This window comes from Streptomyces sp. TSRI0281 (genome assembly GCF_001905125.1).
In the GTDB taxonomy this organism is placed as follows: Bacteria; Actinomycetota; Actinomycetes; order Streptomycetales; family Streptomycetaceae; genus Streptomyces.
On sequence record NZ_LWLE01000005.1, the window covers coordinates 88,284 to 106,202 of the forward strand.

Sequence of the window (17,919 nt, forward strand, 5' to 3'; positions counted from 1 at the left end):
AGGAGACAGCCAACGGAACCGAGCAAAGCCCGGCCTCTTGACGAAACAGCCCGCTCAAGTTGACGGTTGCTTGACGACCAAGTGAGGCCACCCGGGCCGACAGCCTGCCCACGGCCCGTTCACCCAGATCCCCGCTCGCCGGAACGGTCCTGGGGCAACGATCGCAGCGCCGGCCGTCCTCACGCCGCTCGAACGCTGCGGATCCCCGGCGCCTCGGCACGGTGCTTCGGCGACAGTTCAGAAGGCTTCTGGGCCGGTCACAGCAGGCTGACCCGCGTCACGACCTCCTGCGGCTCACGGTCCTCCGCCACACACCGGAACGCTTCCCGCACGGCAAGGGCCCCCAACCGTAGGAACACGACCTCGCAGGAATCGACGGGATGCCACGACATGGCCCGCACGATGACCTGTACGCCCACCGTGCCGCCCCGGTCCGCCTCCGGGCCACCGGCGCCCTCACGGGCCGACTCTCGCAATACCCCCAGTACGCCCTGTACGAGAGCCTCTTCGAGTTCCGCATCCGGTTCCGGCCGTGCCGTACAAGCAAAGACGCACGACGACGCCGTCCCCGCCGGGACCGGCTCGAAATCCAACTCCGCCCTGCCGTACGTCGGCGCACAGCTACCGAGCGACTGCCGGGAATACACCTTCACCCCCCGCACAGGGCGAGCAAGTCCACCGGCCCGCAACACACCGGTCACTGGCAACAGCCCAGCCTCGATACCGTCCATCCCGCCATCCAACCTCAGACCTCGCCAGGCCAAAAGCGGACCAGGGACCGGAACTACGGCCGACCGGAGCGATGGAACACCTCCCCCGCAACGTCGTGCCCGCGCAGCATCTCCACGGCTTCTGTGTCTTCCCCGCCCCCGGAACATTCGGAATGATCAACGCATGGGCATAGCGGACCACTTGGTGGAAGCAGCGGAAGTCGGCGATGCGTTCCTGGTGGCTCGGTTGCTGGCGGAGGGTGCCGGGGTGGACGCGCGGAACAGCGTTGGGCGTACGGCGCTGGACCTGGCGGCCTATCGCGGACATCCCGAGGTGGTCCGTCTGCTCATCACGGCGGGTGCCGATCCGGAGCAGCAGGCGGGTGAGCACCGCGAGTCGACACCGCTGTGCCTGGCGGCGGCGCATGGGCGCACGGCGGTCGTCGGGGCCCTGATCGATGCCGGTGTCCACCTCCGGGCCCAGGGCAGGATGCGCTGGGTACCGCTCATACTGGCGGCGACGAGCGGGGACCAGGGGCATCCGCAGACCGTGACGCTGCTCCTGGACCGTGGGGCGGACATCGACGCAGTGATGAAGAACAGGACATCTCTTGAGTGGGCGGCCCGGTTCGGACAGGTGCAGATGGTGCGCCAGCTCCTCCGACGTGGCGCCACCCCCACGGCCAAGGCACTCACCGCCGCACACGAGTACACGGAGCGGCATCCGGAATCCCAGCGGAGGAACGCATCCATCATCGATGCCCTCCGAGTCGCACGTGCCGCGACCGACTGAACCATCGGCCGTCGCACCTCAAGGCCGAAGGGGCTGCCCTGGCACACTGAGCAGCTGAAAGGCGGACCGCCGGGGAGAGCACGTGGAACTGACAGAGCGCGAGCTGACCAACCCCTGGGAAGGTCTGCTGATTACTCCCGCCGCAGGCGCCGGAATCGGTGTTCTGGTCCTGTCGGGTTCGAGCGGGCGCATCGAACGTGAGAGAGCACGCATCCTCGCCGCTCAGGGCATGACGGCCTTGGCGATCCGCTGGTTCGGCGGGCCGGGACAGTCCCCGGGAATCCGCGAGATCCCCCTGGAGACCTTCGTCGGGGCCGTCGGCCTTCTCCGCTCGACCGGGGCACGACGCATCGGAGTCCTGGGCACCTCCAAGGGTGCTGAAGCGGCACTGCTCACCGCGGTGCACGACCCGCGCGTGGACGTGGTCATCGCGCTGTCGCCGACCTCGCGGGTCTGGTGCAACGTCGGACCAGGCCGCGACGGCGAGCAGCAGCCGTATCGATCGTCCTGGACGTGGCGGGAGCAGCCGCTTCCCTTCGTACCGCTGGACGATTCCTGGACGGCCACGCGACCGTCGAGCGGTCCCGTCGCGATCCGTGAATGGTACGAACTCAGCGGGAGGACCTTCACCCGGCTGATTCCCCCGGCGGAGATACGTGTGGAGAAGGCTCGGGCTGATCTGCTGCTTGTCGCGGGTGGGGACGACGCGATGTGGCCGTCGCTGCCCTTCGCCGAACAGCTGGCCCACCGCAGGCGCTCAGCCGGGGCCCCGGTACGACTGATCGCCCGCCACGATGCCGGCCACCGACCACGTCTTCCGGGTGAGAGCCCGGCGTCGGCTTCCCCGCGCTTCCAGTACGGAGGCACCCCCGAAGCTGACGCACTGCTGGGCGCGGCAGCGTGGCCGCACATCCTCGACGCGCTCGGCAGCGGTGTCTGACGGCAGCGGGTGTCCTTGCCGATTTCGGCACCGGCCTGTCCGATCTCGACGGCCCGCAATGCGTGAATGCGTGCTTCTGTACCCGTGTCCCTTTCCGGCTCCGGCTCCGGCTCCGGCTGACAAGATCGTTCCATGAGTCAGGGCTCGGTGACGTTGGACAAGATGGCGTTCGGTGACTGGCCGGCCATTCACTCACGGGCCTGTCTCCCCGAGGCCTGTCGTTTTCAGCCTTGGGGACCGAACACTGAGAACCAGACGCGCGATTTCGTGAGAACCGCGGTCGAGGCGTGGTCGAGCGCACCCCAGCAGAGGTTCGCCCACGTAGCGCGCTTCGGGGACGCTGTTGTCGGTGTGGGCGAGCTGCACGTTCGCAGTCACACGCGGCGCCAGGGTGAGATCTCCTACATCGTGCATCCGCGCCTGTGGGGAAAAGGCATTGGCACAGAGATCGGGCGCCGGCTGCTCGCACGCGGCTTCGACCATTTGGGGCTTCACCGGATCTATGCGACCTGCGACCCTCGGAATCTCGGCTCATCCAAAGTGCTGACCAAGCTCGGCATGACGTACGAGGGGCATCACCGACACACGGCATGGATCCGGGACGGCTGGCGGGACTCCCTGATGTTCAGCGTCCTCGAAGAGGAATGGCGTGCTGAAACCCGGAACGGTGAAGACGTAGCCGCGCCGCCTCGACCATGATCCACCGCTCAAGAACATCTGACGTCACCACCTAAGGTGTGCGGATGCCTGAAATTTTCGATCTTCGCGTCGAGCTTCCCGCGGCCCTCGCAGGTCCCTCAGCGGCCTGGCGGTTCATCGAGCGGTTCGCCGCGCACCTCGGCGCGCCGGTCGGGGCGGATGACGGCTTCCCCGAGGCGGAGCTCGCCGCTGCCGAGCTGCGGCTCGGTCTACGACTGCCGCAGGCGATGCGGGAGTTGTACGGAAGGTTCGGACGCCGTCACGACCTGCTGCACGGGCTGAGGCTGCTGTTGCCGCCCGAGGAGCTGGAGGCGGACGGCGCGGCCCTGATCTGGCAGGCGGAGAAGTTCTGGCTGTACCGGATCGCCGTTCCCATCGACCGGATCGCGGAGAACGACCCGCCCGTACTGATCGACGGCAGTTCAGAGGCGTACGACGACTGGGAACCGTTCGCCGACCGCTTCTCCGCCGTGTGCGTGGAGACGGTGATGTCGGAGAACTCACTGTGCGGCGACTGGGGCGGGTGGTGCCGGGAGCGCCTGGCCCCCGACGCGACGTACCTGGAGCGGTCCCTCACCCCCATACCGCCACTGATCGTCCCGGGCGGCCAGGAGAACGCGAACCGCTGGTACGCGGGCGCCGATGTCCTGGTGCGCGAGGATCGCTCGGACATGGAGTCGGAGTTGGGGTGGCTGTACGTCCGCGCCCTGACGCGGGAGGCGTTGGACGGCTTCCGGACGGCGCTGCCGGGCCTGTGGACCGAGACGGTGGACCACTGACGGCCGGCCAGTTGCGCGGGGATTCGAGGCCGACAGTCCCGGCAGCAGCCCGGTTCCGTCGTGCGGAAAGGACACTCGCCGGTTCTCCTGATGTGCGTGACATTCGAAGACACGGCTACGCCCTCTCCCTTCGAACATCGGCTGACTTCCCTCAGTTCCCACACCCGGCCCGGCCGGTCGGAAACCAGGTGCGGACTGCCGGTGCGGTGGTGTGTGATCAGGGCTATGGCGATTGTGCTGGGCAAGCCGGGGCTCGACGGGCTGAACGAGGTTGTGGGCGTGCTGCGGGAATGGCAGTACGACGGGGCGCCGATGCAACTGCATCCGGGTGACCTCGGCTGGTTCTGGCGGTCGGGTGCCGAAGCGACCGCCGCGGCGATCAGGACGTGGAGCCGGAACGGACGGATTCTCGCCGTTGGGTTGCTGGACGGTCCCGCGCTGTTGCGGCTGACCATCACGCCGGATGCTCAGCAGGAGGAGGAGCTGGCGCAGCAGTTGGTTGACGACGTGACCGAGCCGGAGCGCGGCGTGCTGCCTGAGGGCAAGGCGGACATCGAGGCACCGGTGGGTGCACTGGTCCAGGATCTGCTGTGCGAGGACGGCTGGAACGCCGACGAGCCGTGGACGCCGCTGCACCGCGACCTCACGGAGCCGGTGAACACCCCAGGCATGCGGATCGAGGTGGTCGGACCGGAGCAGGCGCACGTGTATGCCGCTGTACATCGGGCAGCGTTCGACGGGTCGAGGTTCACGGACGAGCGCTGGCACGCGATGGCGGCCGGATCGCCGTATGCCGACGCCCGGTGTCTGGTCGCGTACGACGACCGGGGCAACGCGGTGGCGGCGGTGACGGTGTGGTCGGCCGGTCCCGGCAGGCCCGGGCTGCTCGAACCGATGGGCGTGCACCGGGAGCATCGCCGTCAGGGCTACGGCGAGGCGATCACCGTCGCCGCGGCGGCCGCACTCCAGGAGCTGGGCTCGTCGAGCGCGCTCGTCTGCACCCCGAGCGCCAATGCCGGCGCCGTCGCCACCTACAGGTCAGCCGGCTTCCAGCAACGGCCCGAGGTCCGTGACCGACACCGGGACGCCTGATGCCGTGTCTCATCGGCCACAAGCGGAGCCGGACGAGGAGTGCGGCAGCGGTGGACGGGATCGGGGAAGACATATCCGCGTTTGTCGGGGTGCCGGTAAGAACCGTGTCAACAGCCACAAACGGCGGTGATCTTCCGAGGGTGCCACCCATGTGGGTGCGTCCGGGGCCGTACGGCTGCGGTGGGTGAGGCTCTGCGGGGACGATCGGCGGTCGTGGCCCGTACTCCGTTGGACCTGGGCAAGTTGGTCGAGAACTGGACGCTGCTGAAGGTCGAGCAGGCGCTCGCGTCCGGCAAGCGTGGTGCGACGCGACTGGGCTTCGCCGTGCTGCTGAAGTTCTGCACGTACGCCGCCGCTACCTGTCGGCGGAGGCCGCCCGCGCCATCGCCGTCCAGATCGCGAACGCCACCTTCGCCGCCCGTAGCACCGAGTTGTGGGGCCAGGGCCCGACCGCGGTCGCCCCCGACTCCACCCACGTCCGCGCCGACGACCAGAACCTGTTCACCGAGTGGCACTCGCGCTACGGCGGCCGCGGGGTGCTCATCCACGGGCACGTGGAGAAGAAGTCCCTGGCCATCCACTCCCGGCCGATCAACTGCACCGCCCCCGAGGTCGCCGCGATGATCGAGGGCGCTATGCGGCACGGCACCACCATGGACGTCGAGGCCAACTACACGGACTCGCGCGGCCAGTCGGACATCGGGTGCGGCAGCACGAGGCTGCTGAACTTCGACCTGTTGCCCAGGATCAAGCGGATCAACAAGGTGAGGCTGTATCGGCCGGTGGCCGACGAACCGGACGCCTACCCGCAGCTCACCCCGGCACTGACCCGCCCGATCCGCTGGGAACTCATCGCCCAGCAGTACGACGAGATGATCAAGTACGCCACCGCGATCCGGACCCGCACCGCGTCCACGGAGGCGATCCTGCGGCGCTTCACCCGCAACGCCTCCCATCCCACCTACGCGGCGATGCTGGAGGTCGGCCGTGCCCAGAAGACCCTCTTCGTGGCCCGCTGCCTGCGACTGCGGGACCTCCAGCGCGAGGTCGAGAAGGGCCTGAACGTGAAGGAGTCCTCCAACGGCGCCAACTCCGTGATCGCCTACGGCAAGGGCGGGGAGATCGCCTCGAACCGGTGCGACGAGCAGGAGATGTTCGTGCTGTGCCGGCGGATTCCGCAATCGGCCCTGGTCTACGTGAACACCCTGGTGCTCCAGAACATCCTCGGCGAACCGAAGTGGGCGGACCTCCTCACGCCCGCCGACCGGCGCGGCCTGGCCCCGCTGTTCTGGTCCCGCGTGCGGCCGTACGGGGAGGTCGACCTCGACATGGACGCCCGCCTCGGCCTTGCCGCGGTCAAACTTCCGGGCCCCCGGGTACCGACGGACGCCGCCGACCTGTAGCCATCCGAGCATGCGTGTGCGGGGTCGGCCAGACCGGTCCCCACGAAGTATCGCCGAGCTCGTTCACCCGTGTGCGAGACGCCGTCCTCGGACGGCTGATGCCGTGCCAAGGGCGGCGACCACCCCGGAGGTGGTTCGCTTCTCAGAGCTTCACTTGGATTCGATCCGCCCCATGGGGACGACGCTCTCCGACAGAGCCTTCTGCGCCGCCGTCCAGCTGGTGTCCTCGATGCCGAGCGCGTGGCGAAGGTAGGCCCAGGTGACCCGTTGGATCAGGGCCACGCGCTCGGGGTTCTCGTCCGTCGTCTCCCGGACTTCGTAGCCGGCGATTCCGCCGAGGGAGTGCTCCGCCCCGAGCAGAGTGAGCAGGCTCTTGCGCCCCGGGCTCAGGTGGTACGGGTCGGTGAGCCACTCCGGCCCTCTGACGGACAGCGGTGAGTCGTCCTTGTCCCCTGCGACGACGAGCGTCGGTGTGGTCATGTGCGCGAAGTCCGGTCCCTTCAACCACGGAAGGTTCTCGGCCGCGAAGGGAGTCAGGTCGGCTCCGCCCCTGCCGGCCGTAGCAAGCAACACGCCCGCCTTGATCCGCGAGTCGGACAGGTCTTCTACATTCTTGCTCACCGGATCGAGGACGCGCAGGCCCAGCAGATTGCCCGCCGTCTGGCCGCCGAAGGAGTGTCCGGCTGCGACGATGCGGCTTCGGTCCAGGCGCCCGCTGAGACCGGGAACAGCGGCCTCCAGCAGATCAAGCTGGTCAAGGATGCGCTTCATGTCCTGGACACGGAAGCGCCAGAGCCGCGGTGTGCGGGGATCGTCCTGGGGAAGACCCACGGTCCTGGAGTCGAGATGGGTGGGCTGAATCACCACGAAACCGTGAGCAGCCCAGAAGTCAGCCAGAGGACCGTAGCCGTTCAACGACGACCCGAAACCGTGCGAGAAGACGATGATCGGCAGTTCGCTCCCGGTTGTCGGCGCGGAAATTCTCACCCGCAGGCCCTCGCCGCGGCCCGGTGCTTCCAGCACTACCGGCTTCACCGAGACGATGGGGGCGGGGGCGGTGATGGCCACGTCCGTGGCCGCCGCGTCTGATGCAGTCATGGGCAGATCTTCCTTCGCATTTTCGATGGGAAAGCTGTCGAACAAGCTGGTCACGGTCGCGTCCTTCGCCTTGGCGGAAGGGGTGTGCCGTCGCGAGATACGCTAAGACCTGACGTTAACGTCAGAGGCAAGAAGTGTTGTCCGCCTCACATCGGAGAGACATGATGCGTATCGGCGAGCTCGCCACCAGGACAAGCGTCAGCGTTCGGGCGCTGCGCTACTACGAGGAACAGAACCTGCTCGCCTCGGAACGCAGCCCCAGCGGCCAGCGGCAGTACCCGGACAGCGCGGTCGACCGTGTCCAGCTGATCCAGCAGTTGTACGCCGCCGGGCTGCCGAGCAAGTCGATCGCGGATCTGCTGCCGTGTGTCGTGAACGGTGAGGCCACGCCGGAGCTGATCGACCGGCTTTCGGCGGAACGGGATCGCATCGACAGCCGGATCGGCGATCTGGTGGGCGCCCGGGACAGGCTGGGCACCGTCATTGCCGCCGCCACCGCGAACTGGCGAACAGGCCGACGCTGCCGACCGACTCCAGTAATCAGCATGCCGGGCCCTGCGGCTGGGGACGGGGACGCCCGGCAATCGACCGATTGATGAGCAAGATCGATAAGCGGAGATGCGCGGCCGGATCGGCACCGGATCATGCACATAAACGTGTCAGAAAGTCGATGTGCTCAAGAACTTGAGGAGCACCCTTTCTGTACGGTCTGGCAGGTGCAGCAACCCCAGGACATCGACACCGCCGATCCCCTCGCCCCCGTTCCAGCCCTACGGACCGGCAGCCTCCTGGGATACGCACGCGTATCCACCAAGGGACGGTTGCTCAACCGGCAGATCCACGCACTCACCGAAGCAGAGTGCATCCGCACCTTCTCCGACAAGAAGTCCGGCAAGAACGCCGAACGCGAAGAGCCGTGGAAGGCCCTCGACTACCTGCGCGAGGGCGACACTCTCGTCGTCCCGTCACTGGACCGGCTCGGCCGTTCCGGGACCTCATCGCGCTCGTGTCCGGCCTGCGCAAGCGTGGCGTCGGCTTCGCCTCGCCGCACGGTGCCGCTCGCTCAGGCAGGTCGATCGCGGAACAGTGCGTCGAACTGCGTCCCACCTTCGTTGCGCAGCCAGGTCTCGAAGTCCATCAGAGCCGGGTGCAGACTGCGCAGCTCGGAAATGTCAGCCTGCCAACCGCCCCGGTGGTTGGCGAAGTCGTAGCCTGCCTGGGCGTCCGGATCCAGCCCGGTGAGCGCCTCTCGTGGGATCGCCCGATAGGTGATGGCGACTCCGGTAGTGCGGCTGATCGCGTCGACGACCTGCGGGAGTGTCAGTTCGTCACCGGCGATCTCAAGTGCCTGGCCGATGTACTGGCCAGGGTTGGTGAATGCCAAGGTCGCGAAGGCACCGATATCGGTGGCGGCTATGAGTTGGACGGGCACCTCCGGCTTGACCACATCGGTCAGTACACCGTTGCGCACCCCCATGGTCGGGTCGGAGTGATTCTCCATGAAACGGACGGGACGCAGGATGGTGGCGGGCACGCGAAGGGCGCCGATGCGCCCCTCGATCTGCCATTTGCTTTCCCAGCGGCGGATGCCGGATGAGCGCTCGGCGCCGGCGACCGAGGCGTAGACGAGGTGCCGGACATCGGCGTCGTTCGCTGCTTCGATCACCTTCATGCCCAACCGGATCTCGTCTTCGACGGCGAATCCGGGCGGCGTGCCGGGATAGCCGGCAGTGGGTTGAACACTGAAGACCCCGTGCACACCCCGCATCGCCGCGTCGAGGGAAGCACGGTCGCCCATGTCGCCCGGTACGACCTCGGCGCCGGCCCGTACCAGCGCTTGGGCCCTGGGGCCGCCCAGGTCGCGGACGAGGGCTCGCACCTGCCAGCCGGCAGCCAGCAACTGCCTGGCGGTGGCGCCGCCTTGCAGGCCGGTGGCCCCGGTCACCAGCACGGTGGGATCGGTTGTCATTTCTACCTCCGGAACGAGCGCCGGGCGCTGCCGGGCTCGGGAGCGAGAGCGAGAGCCGTATCAACTGGGGGGTTCCCCCAGTTATGGCTTGGTAATATATGGGGAGACTCCCCAGTTCTCAAGCAGAGGGCGCCATGACGACACCTCCACCCCGGCCCGCGCTCCGAGCCGACGCACGGCGCAACTACGAACGGCTGGTCAGCGCCGCTCGCGAAGTCTTCACCGAGCGAGGAGTCGACGTTCCGATGGACGACATCGCCCGTCACGCCGGCGTCGGGAACGCGACTCTCTACCGCCGCTTCCCGACCCGGGAGGCGTTGCTGCAGGCCGTCCACCACGACCAGATCGAGGCCCTGTACTCACGGTCGCAAGAACTGCTTGCCGCGCAGTCCCCGGACGAGGGGCTGGCGACCTGGCTACGGGAACTCGCCATGGAGGGGAGCACGTCACGCAGCCTGGCGACGGCGCTGATGATTGCCCTGCGGGATAAGGGCTCCGACGTGTCCTGGTGCCGGGAGACGATGTACGCCGCTGCGGCGGCCCTGCTCGACCGGGCGCAGCAGGCCGGTACGGTCCGCACCGACGTCACCGCGGGCCAGGTGCTCAAGTTCGTCAACGCCATCGCCTTCGTCACCGAATGCGAACCCGACGGCGAACAGCAGGCCGATCACCTTCTGGCCGTGGTGATGGACGGCCTGCGGCCCCGGCATCGCGCGGAACACGGATCGTGATCCCGCTGTTGGGGAGTGATGCGCTGCCCCGGCACCCTCGCGCACCACACCGTGAGCAGGTACGCGGAGCTGTGACTGATCCCCAGGATGCTTGTCGACCGGCGGGCCGTAAGGTTCCGCGCATGAAATCTTTGATCGCCGCCGTCCGCGAGCAGACTGAGGCGGCCCGCTTCCTCGCTTGGCCGGGCGATTTCGACCTGGACCGAAGTGACCATGTCGAGGGTGTTCATCTCGCCTCGGGTGCCGCGCTGGAGGGTTTCGCGGGCGACGGCGCCGGGGGCACCTTCTTCTTCTGCGGCGAAGGCGGCGAGGAACGTCCCGTTCTGTACGCGGACTCCGAAGGTGGTGCGGCGCTGATCGCGATGGGCCTGCCTGAACTCCTGCGGCTCCTGCTGATCGCCCCGTGGTGGCGCGACTGCCAAGCGTTCACAGCGGAGGAAAGCCGTAGGCTCGCGGCCGAGTATCTGGAGGACGTGCCGGACCTCGTTGCCCGGCGGGACGATGCCGCCGCGGCCCTTGGTATTGCCCTTCCCGCTGAAGAGGCAGCCTTGGCCCGATTGTGGGAGGTGGCCACCGGGATCGGGAAGGACTTCGTCCTCATCTTCACGCCGGAGGGCGAACCCTACGATCCCTTGATCAGGGGCTGAGACGCGTCATGATCCCGATGCTGGTGGGCACCGACCACCGGCTCGGCGTCCGGCGATCAGCCGCGTTGGAAACAGTGCGAGTAGCCGATGGCGGAGAAGCCGCGGCGCTCGTACCAGTGGCGTGGCCAGTCCACCGCGTCTGCGGTCAGGAACCGGGTACCGCAGCCCTCGTCGGCGGCCAACCGCAGGGCGGTGGTCAGGACGGCATCGGCGTACCCGCGTCTGAGGTGGGTCTCCGAGGTGATCAGGTCCTCGATCTGAGCAGTGCCGGTTGACGGGTCCATGTAGAGGTCGGCCCATGCGGCGACCTCTCCCTCCTCCGTGCGGGCACCGATGAAATGAACGGCGTCGGCACCGCGACGGCGAGCCTCGCGTCGGTCGACGAGGTGGCGCAGGACCTCGTCCTCGACATCCGGGAGAAACCCCCGCCAGCGCCGGGTGAGTGGGATACGCAGCGCGTCGAGGTCCACCTCTTCCGCCGGCCCGCCTGCGGGCACCGGGCCGGTGTGCAGCATGACCAGATAGGTGGAGTGGGTGTATCCGGCCCGGATCAGCGGCTCCGCGCACGCCGTTCCGGCGTCGCCGTCGAGGACGGAGATCAGACGGTACGGCAGATGTCCCAGGGCCTCGTCCGCGAGGGCGGGCAGCGCCTCGGAGTCGACGGCCGAGTCGATGACGACCTGATTGTTCGCGCGGGAGTGCGAGAAGCCATCGTCGTATACGGCGAAACCGCCGGGGAGGTCGACGGTGCGCGCGGCCTGGCGGCGGGCGAAGGACGACAGGAACGAGTTGATCCGCTGAAGCTCTGGCGTGAGCATGGGCATGGGCATGGGCATGGGCATGGGAAGAGCGTAGGCAGCGGTGGACCATGGCCGCCTACGAATTACTCCCAGCGGGGGCGGTATGACCGCACGATGCGACAAGCTCGCCCTCGTCCACCAGGCAAGCGCTCCACTTCGCCGCCATCCTTATGTGGATCCGCTCGCGAGGTTCTGCCGAAGGTCCGCTCTTGGAACGCGACGCCAGTCCCACGGCGGGTGACGGCTCAGCAGGGCAAGGAACTCATGGGCCGGCAGAATGTCGTCGTGGTTGGTGTCGACAAGCCCGTCGAAGCCGGGGAGGACATGACCGAGGAGGACACGAACCGCTTCCCTGCACTGCCCCGACACGTAGACCCCATAGGGCGTGCCGATCCGGGCTGTGATCTGCTCCAGTTCCTCAGGTTCGAAGTCCGCCAGAATCCCGCCCGAGAGGTCGAGGTGGTACGAGTACCCCTGCCAGTGCAGGCGCTCGTCACCCGTCACGACATCCGGCACGAGCTCGAAGGAGCGCATCCTCTCCTCAAGCGAGGAGCGCTGCCCCTCAGGGGCAAGGATGATGACAGACGGCCAGGACATGGCACACCTCCGCGGCCACGGTAGCGGAGCGATCCCCCTCGGGCCCCTGGCTTTCGTCTCGCCACGGAGTGGCTGAGGGGATGAGCGGCCACCACCCGGTCAACTGGCCGGATGAGCATGACCTCGGTCTCGACAGAACCGGCGGTCTCGCGCGGCCAGCCGTGACCGCGGACCGGCCGAGCGCAGGACGACGTCCAGAGCTCGATCGGGATCCGCGGCGTAGCAGTTGCTGAACCAGGCCATGTTCGCCTCGACCACCGCCCAGCGGTCCGCGGCGCCGTGCTCGGGCATGGACAGAAGCCCGATGTCCACCACCACCGCGCTGGGGAGGGTATGTCCGCAGCCGGCGAGGAGGCCGTCCGCGAACTCCTGTACGGCATCGTGACAGCGGGTGACCTTCGAGCGGCGCAGCGTCGAGGCGGCCGAAGGTGGCGTACTGCGAACCCGTGTGGACCGTGCCCTCAAGGAGGAACAAACGAAATTCGGTTGTCCAGGTCACCACGTCGCTGATCTGTACGGGCATATCCGGCTTCAACTCCGGCCCGCTCGGGAGGCAGCGGCCCTCGGGGTAGACAGCGGCGGGGAAGCATTTGTCGCTGGGCGGCTTGACGAAGGCCGGCCGGGACAGGAGGCGTGCCTCGGCCAAGGTCGCTGGAGTGATGCGCCGTCCGGTGTACTCGTAGGGCAGTGCGGCCAGCCAGTTGTCCGTGGGCTCCAGAAGCGCGACCGCGAGGTCGTCGACGGCACCCGCCGCGTAGGCCGGGCCACCGTAGTAGTGACCTCCGGGCCTCTCCCGCATGGCGCCCGCACCACCGCGGGCCGGGAGAATCTCTACGTGCATCCCCCGTCGCCGCGCAGACGACGCGAGCAGCTCACAGGTTGTGGTGTACTGCGGCGCCAACGCCAAGAAACCGTGTTCCGTCACGATCCCTGACCATGCCACCGGCGATGCCGAGCGGTCCACCGCATGGGGAGCACCACCACGGGGACGCTTCACCCACGCCGCTCGGCCGTGATCTCGATCGCCCCGCGTTTCCGACACCTGTATCAGGAGTCCGGGCACCGGACCGGGCATCGCTCAGGTACGCACCAGCGGCGACGACCCGTCGCGGGCCCGGGACGCGGCACTCTTCGCACAACGGTCGGACGATCTGTCATGACACGATCCAGGCACCTCCTCGGACAGGTTCACGAGGCGCGCGGCAGCGCGAGCCAGTCCTGCCAAGTAATGTCGCGCCCCAGATAGCGCGGCCGTCGGAAGGGCCAGTCGGCGGCGATCCACTGCGGCACCAGCACGTCGAGTGCGCACTCCGCCTCGCCGCCGACGAGGCCGTCCACCACCCACCAGGAGACCTCTCCATCGGATCCCGTGCGCTCGGGCGGGTCGATGTAGACGCAGCCGAGGATCGCCGTCTCCTCCTCGTCCAGCAACGCGTAGTTGAACGACTGGTGCGCTGCTATCTCCTTCTCGTGCCGCAGCAGGTCGATGCGGTCCTCTTCATAGGTCATAGTCTGCTTGGGCCAAGCCCAGGCCGGGCCGAAGATCTCCCACAAGCGCTCTTGTGAGCCCATCACGGCGGGGTAGTCGAGCGCGGTGTCCGCCTCACGTATCGGCCGCAGGTGAAGCGGGGTGTTGGGCACGGGCACATGGGCGGGGTGGACGAAATCTTCAGGCAGCCAACTCATAGGCCGAGGCTACAACCGTTCGACGCGGGGTCATCCAGGCAGCGAGGGCGACGCCGCGGCGGGCCGGTCACCCAAGCTGTGCCGCAGAGATGGGGCAAGGTTGCCGCGATTCATCCAGGGGTATCGGTGAAGTCCTGCTGCGACCACGTCTCCAGCCGCTCGTCGGGCTCGGGCTGGTTGAGCGGTCGGGAGCGCCCGCGCGTGGAGAAGCCGCGGTCCTTCTCCACGCGGTCCTGCTCGAAGACTTGGGTGGTGAGGGCGAGCACATGCTCCGCGACCGGCCGCCGCTCGGCCTCGTAGGTGTCGACGAGCGCGTCGGACGCGCCGCGCAGCGTTGCGCCGAGCTTCCAGCCGAGGTTGTACGCGTCCTGGACGCCGGTGTTGAGGCCCTGGCTCCCGTAGGAGAGTGAATGTGTGCGGAGTCGCCGGCGAGCAGGACACGGCCGATACGGAAGCGGTCGGCTACTCCGGCCTTGATACGCAGCACCGAGGACCACCGCACCTCATGCACCCGCACGTCCTGGTGGCGGGTGCGCTCCACGAGCAGCCGTTGGACGGCCTCGGGCATGGCGTCGGGCGCGAAGTCCGGTCCCGCGCCATCGAAATCGGCGAGCACCTGGAAGAGGTCCGTCCCTTCGAGCGGCCGGACAGCGACGCGCCCGCCCGGCGCTGTGGGCCACATGTGCCAGTGCCCGCGGTGGAATCCGTCCCTTCGGACGTCCGCGATCAGCGTCGGATCGGTGACGAGCTGGTGACGGGGAAGCCCACCCGGAGGGCCTTGCGGATCGTGCTGCGTCCGCCGTCGGCCGCGACCGGATAGCGCGCCCGCACAGCCGACTCGATGCCGTCCGGCCCGCGCAGCCGCGCCGTCACCCCGTCCGCGTCCTGCTCGATGCCGGTCAGCTCGCAGTCGAACTCGACGCTTCCGCCCAGCTCTTCGTGGCGCGCCTGGAGAATCTCGACGGTGCGCCACTGCGGGAGCAGGTGGGGAGAGGGCTCGGCGCGCGCGACCGCGTCCCACTCGGTGATACGTGTGCTGCCGTCCCAGCTCTGCAGGCGCTGGATCGGTCCGCCCGCCGCCCGTACCGCGTCGATGACGCCCAAGTCGTCGAAGACCTCCAGGGTGCGCGGCTGAAGGCCGGAGCCGCGTGAGCCGGGAAAGCTGGGGTTCTCCCTCTCCACGACGCGGCAGGCGATCCCACACCGGGCGAGGTCGCAGGTGAGCACGAGGCCGGTGGGCCCTGCTCCGGTGATCAGGACTTCGGTGGTGGTAAACGCGGGCAGGCTCATCACATGCCCCGCAACATCGTTGAGTCGCCCCTCGTCGCCGGAGGGGCGACGCGCCGAACAGCAGGACATGACGGTACGTCATGCACGAGGCGTGCGAACCGGACCGATTCCGGACACGCAATGCCCCCGTACCGCAGTCGGCCGACGGCGACCCGCTGGGTGAACAGCGTCCGGGCAGGGCCCGTTTTCCTGAACGCGGGCCAGAATTTCCTGGTGTGACCTGCCCGAATGCCATGGATCGCGAAAGTCGATTCATATCCGATTCCGTCTCCAAGAAGCGGCCGGACGTGTTCCCGCGCAGGCGTAACTCCGCATCTGGCCGATTGTGGCCTGTCCTGGGTATCGGTACTGCGTCACAGTGGGTCGCGACCGAGCCGAAGTGGCCTCTGCGACGTGACGGGGGAGAATCTCTTACAGGGATCGATTCCCGCTGTCCTTATTGAGCGAAAAAGGCCGCGCCCGCCACCGTTACGGCTCCCGATGGTCAGCTCTGAACTCACGCTCGACCGTTCCGGTAAGGCATTCATCCAGCACATCGTGGATCCGTCCGGACATCCGGTGGGCCGCGATTCGACGCCCTGCGCACACAGGAGGTAGCCGCGAGATGACCAAATCCACCGAAGTTGCCATCCACGACCAAGTCACCGCCCTCATCGACGACTTGGAGCAGCACCCCGTCTACGGCAATGACTACTTCACGTTTCTTCAGGAATCGCCGTGGACCGGCCAGGACTACGACTTCCATCGCGCCAACTTCTTCCACCGGACCGAGGGCACCGTCAAAGGCATCGCCCATGTGTGCGCGCAGGCGGCGGCCCACGACGACCGGGACACGCTGGTTCTCTTCTCCCACATCCTCAACGAGGAGACCGGGAACGGCGAGGCCGCGCACTGCCACGAACTGCTGATGGAGCACTCCCACAACCTGTACGGCCGGCATGAGTTCGGTCTGCCGCCGCTGCTCGTGCGCGAGGCACGCAACAGTGACCTGGTCATTCCCGAGACGGTGGCCTACCGCGAACGCACCCTTGAGCTGCTGACCAGCAACTACCACAGCATGCTGGGCGTGGCGATGGCCCTGGAGTCGCACGCGGACAAGATGCTGCAGATCTGCCGTACGGCGTTCCGCAACAGCCGGAACGAGCTGCCGGCCGACGAGTTCGTGGACAGCGTCGAGATCTACTTCGATGTCCACGTCGGCGACGAGGGCGTCGAGGAACGACACGCCGCCGATGCGAAGAAGTGCGTTCTGAACAACTGCCGCACCGATGCGGACGTCGCCGGGATCGCCTACGCGGCGACCGAGACCCTCAACATCCAGCTCGACATGTGGAACGCGATGTACAAGGCCGTGGCCGCGAGTTGAATTCCGTAGAGGGAAAGGCGGCTCCTGTCATCGTGCAGAAGAATCGCGGCATTTCCGATGCCGTCCTGCGCATTCCGGAATCGGCGACTCACGGGACTGCGGCGAAGCTCGCCGTACTCAATCGCGGCCTCGCCGGGAGCGAGCAGTTCATCGATCTCAGCATTGGCGCGCTGGATACGCCGACCGATCCCCGGATCGACCGTGGCGTGATCGATTTCATCGAGAAGCGATCCGACACGATTCACGCGTTCGCGCCGATCAAGGGATTCCCCTTCCTGCTGGACTCCGTTGCCGCGCGGGTAACCCGCCTCCACGGGATCACATATGACCCGGAAACCGAAATCATGGTCACCCCGGGCGGCGTGAAAGGTTCGATCTCGGTAGCCTTCCACGCGCTGCTGAACCCGGGCGACGAGGTCGTCATTCCGGTACCCAACTGGCCTCACTACGCCGACATGGTGCGGCTGCACGAGGCCATCCCCAAAACCGTCCTGGTCACGGCGGACGACGGTTTGACCGCACCGGCTCTTGAGGGAGCGATCTCCGAACGCACCAAGATCGTCATCCTGGGCGACTGCATCAACCCGACGGGCAAGGTCTACTCGACCGAGGAGCTGTCGGCGCTGGCCCGGACCATCGCCCGGCACAACCTGCGGCGCGAGGCCGAGGGGGAGAGTCCGGTCTACGTCATGTTCGACTCGCCCTACGAGGCCCATGTCATGGGGCCCCGCGCCAAGACATTCGCCGCCATCGACGTCCGGCTCCCGGACGGCAGCGACTGCTCCATGCGGCCGTGGACGGTGGCAGTGACCGGGCCGGGCAAGACCTATGGCATGCACGGCGACCGGATCGGCTATCTCTGCGGCCCGCCGGACATCGTGGACGCCTCGGCGCGCGCACAGGTCAACCTCACCTCGTTCGCGTCCTCCTACGGCCAGGTCGCCACGCACATCGCGTTGCGACCGGAGATGGACGAGGTGGCGGCCTCCAGGGCGAGGGCCGCACGCAGCAACCTCGAAGCCATGCTGGCGGAGCTCGTTTCCGTCCCTTCGTTGCGGATCGACGTCCCCCAGGGGGGCTATTTCCTCTTCGTCGACTTCACCGCGTTCGCCGACGCCTACCGGAAGCGTGGCTACCGCACCGCCGATCAGTTCCTGCTGGCCGAGGCAAAGGTCGCCACGATCTGCGGCAACCACTTCGCGGAGGGTCAACCCCTTGACCATTTCGTGCGGATCAACTGCGGCCGCACGGGTACGCTCCCGGGCGAGGTCGGCAGTCGGATCAGGCGTGCCCTGAGCCGCCTGAAGCCCTGACCCGGA

The 17,919-nt window shown here is 67.7% G+C and carries 19 protein-coding genes and 3 pseudogenes; 12 read left to right on the plus strand and 10 right to left on the minus strand.

The features are described from left to right. Positions 1–257 precede the first annotated feature (257 nt). Positions 258–653, minus strand: coding sequence for a hypothetical protein (locus tag A6A29_RS46105; RefSeq protein WP_206745367.1), 396 nt, complete (start codon positions 651–653; stop codon positions 258–260). A 241-nt stretch (positions 654–894) separates the two neighbouring features. On the opposite strand from A6A29_RS46105, the gene A6A29_RS11950 reads away from it, so the two are divergent. The 6 genes from A6A29_RS11950 to A6A29_RS11975 all read left to right on the plus strand — a co-directional run bounded on the left by A6A29_RS11950 (position 895) and on the right by A6A29_RS11975 (position 6,416). Beyond that, on the plus strand, positions 895–1,503 hold the full coding sequence (locus tag A6A29_RS11950; RefSeq protein ID WP_073720023.1) for an ankyrin repeat domain-containing protein: 609 nt from the start codon (positions 895–897) through the stop codon (positions 1,501–1,503). Positions 1,504–1,585: 82 nt separating this feature from the next. Further along, the gene (locus A6A29_RS11955; protein WP_073720024.1) at positions 1,586–2,443 is read left to right on the plus strand and encodes an acyl-CoA thioester hydrolase/BAAT C-terminal domain-containing protein; all 858 of its coding nucleotides are present in this window, start codon (positions 1,586–1,588) and stop codon (positions 2,441–2,443) included. 132 nt (positions 2,444–2,575) lie between these two features. Next, positions 2,576–3,142 carry a GNAT family N-acetyltransferase gene (locus A6A29_RS11960; protein WP_073720025.1) on the plus strand — a complete coding sequence of 189 codons (567 nt, stop codon included), beginning with the start codon at positions 2,576–2,578 and terminating at the stop codon, positions 3,140–3,142. A gap of 44 nt (positions 3,143–3,186) precedes the next feature. Next, entirely contained in the window at positions 3,187–3,921 is a 735-nt protein-coding gene (locus A6A29_RS11965; protein ID WP_073720026.1) for a hypothetical protein, read from the plus strand. A gap of 225 nt (positions 3,922–4,146) precedes the next feature. Continuing rightward, on the plus strand, positions 4,147–5,013 hold the full coding sequence (locus tag A6A29_RS11970) for a GNAT family N-acetyltransferase (protein ID WP_073720027.1): 867 nt from the start codon (positions 4,147–4,149) through the stop codon (positions 5,011–5,013). Positions 5,014–5,396: 383 nt separating this feature from the next. Then, entirely contained in the window at positions 5,397–6,416 is a 1,020-nt protein-coding gene (locus A6A29_RS11975) for a transposase (protein ID WP_241838441.1), read from the plus strand. 150 nt (positions 6,417–6,566) lie between these two features. Here A6A29_RS11975 and A6A29_RS11980 read toward each other — a convergent pair whose 3' ends face one another. After that, positions 6,567–7,514 (minus strand): alpha/beta hydrolase family protein, encoded by a 948-nt coding sequence (locus A6A29_RS11980; protein WP_073720143.1) that lies wholly within the window; start codon positions 7,512–7,514, stop codon positions 6,567–6,569. A gap of 164 nt (positions 7,515–7,678) precedes the next feature. Between A6A29_RS11980 and A6A29_RS11985 the strand changes: the two genes are divergently transcribed. Continuing rightward, positions 7,679–8,110, plus strand: coding sequence for a MerR family transcriptional regulator (locus A6A29_RS11985; RefSeq protein ID WP_073720144.1), 432 nt, complete (start codon positions 7,679–7,681; stop codon positions 8,108–8,110). Positions 8,111–8,158: 48 nt separating this feature from the next. After that, positions 8,159–8,446, plus strand: a pseudogene (locus A6A29_RS46410) (recombinase family protein); the annotation flags it as partial. 131 nt (positions 8,447–8,577) lie between these two features. Here A6A29_RS46410 and A6A29_RS11995 read toward each other — a convergent pair. After that, on the minus strand, positions 8,578–9,483 hold the full coding sequence (locus A6A29_RS11995) for an NmrA/HSCARG family protein (RefSeq protein ID WP_073720028.1): 906 nt from the start codon (positions 9,481–9,483) through the stop codon (positions 8,578–8,580). 134 nt (positions 9,484–9,617) lie between these two features. Here A6A29_RS11995 and A6A29_RS12000 point away from each other — a divergent pair, with 134 nt between their 5' ends. Next, on the plus strand, positions 9,618–10,214 hold the full coding sequence (locus A6A29_RS12000; RefSeq protein WP_073720029.1) for a TetR/AcrR family transcriptional regulator: 597 nt from the start codon (positions 9,618–9,620) through the stop codon (positions 10,212–10,214). 122 nt (positions 10,215–10,336) lie between these two features. Continuing rightward, the gene (locus tag A6A29_RS12005) at positions 10,337–10,861 is read left to right on the plus strand and encodes a hypothetical protein (RefSeq protein ID WP_073720030.1); all 525 of its coding nucleotides are present in this window, start codon (positions 10,337–10,339) and stop codon (positions 10,859–10,861) included. Positions 10,862–10,917: 56 nt separating this feature from the next. Here the strand turns inward: A6A29_RS12005 and A6A29_RS12010 are convergent, their stop codons facing one another. The 7 genes and pseudogenes from A6A29_RS12010 to A6A29_RS12040 all read right to left on the minus strand — a co-directional run bounded on the left by A6A29_RS12010 (position 10,918) and on the right by A6A29_RS12040 (position 15,234). Continuing rightward, a complete protein-coding gene (locus tag A6A29_RS12010) occupies positions 10,918–11,679 on the minus strand; it encodes a GNAT family N-acetyltransferase (protein WP_079182723.1) in 762 nt (253 codons plus the stop codon). A 150-nt stretch (positions 11,680–11,829) separates the two neighbouring features. Beyond that, complete coding sequence (locus tag A6A29_RS12015; RefSeq protein ID WP_073720031.1) at positions 11,830–12,258, minus strand: hypothetical protein; 429 nt, start codon at positions 12,256–12,258, stop codon at positions 11,830–11,832. 99 nt (positions 12,259–12,357) lie between these two features. Beyond that, a complete protein-coding gene (locus tag A6A29_RS47790) occupies positions 12,358–12,576 on the minus strand; it encodes a hypothetical protein (RefSeq protein ID WP_338012868.1) in 219 nt (72 codons plus the stop codon). A gap of 145 nt (positions 12,577–12,721) precedes the next feature. Then, positions 12,722–13,333, minus strand: a pseudogene (locus A6A29_RS47795) (ATP-grasp domain-containing protein); the annotation flags it as partial. Positions 13,334–13,446: 113 nt separating this feature from the next. Continuing rightward, a complete protein-coding gene (locus tag A6A29_RS12025; protein WP_073720032.1) occupies positions 13,447–13,944 on the minus strand; it encodes a GNAT family N-acetyltransferase in 498 nt (165 codons plus the stop codon). A 110-nt stretch (positions 13,945–14,054) separates the two neighbouring features. Next, a pseudogene (locus tag A6A29_RS12030) lies at positions 14,055–14,626 on the minus strand (FAD-dependent monooxygenase). 44 nt (positions 14,627–14,670) lie between these two features. Further along, positions 14,671–15,234: an FAD-dependent monooxygenase gene (locus tag A6A29_RS12040; RefSeq protein ID WP_073720034.1), complete on the minus strand. Its 564-nt coding sequence runs from the start codon at positions 15,232–15,234 to the stop codon at positions 14,671–14,673. 604 nt (positions 15,235–15,838) lie between these two features. Between A6A29_RS12040 and A6A29_RS12045 the strand changes: the two genes are divergently transcribed. Beyond that, on the plus strand, positions 15,839–16,600 hold the full coding sequence (locus A6A29_RS12045; RefSeq protein WP_073720035.1) for an iron-containing redox enzyme family protein: 762 nt from the start codon (positions 15,839–15,841) through the stop codon (positions 16,598–16,600). After that, complete coding sequence (locus tag A6A29_RS12050; RefSeq protein WP_158074387.1) at positions 16,564–17,913, plus strand: pyridoxal phosphate-dependent aminotransferase; 1,350 nt, start codon at positions 16,564–16,566, stop codon at positions 17,911–17,913. Before A6A29_RS12045 ends, A6A29_RS12050 begins: the two co-directional genes overlap by 37 nt. The last annotated feature ends 6 nt before the right edge of the window (positions 17,914–17,919 follow it).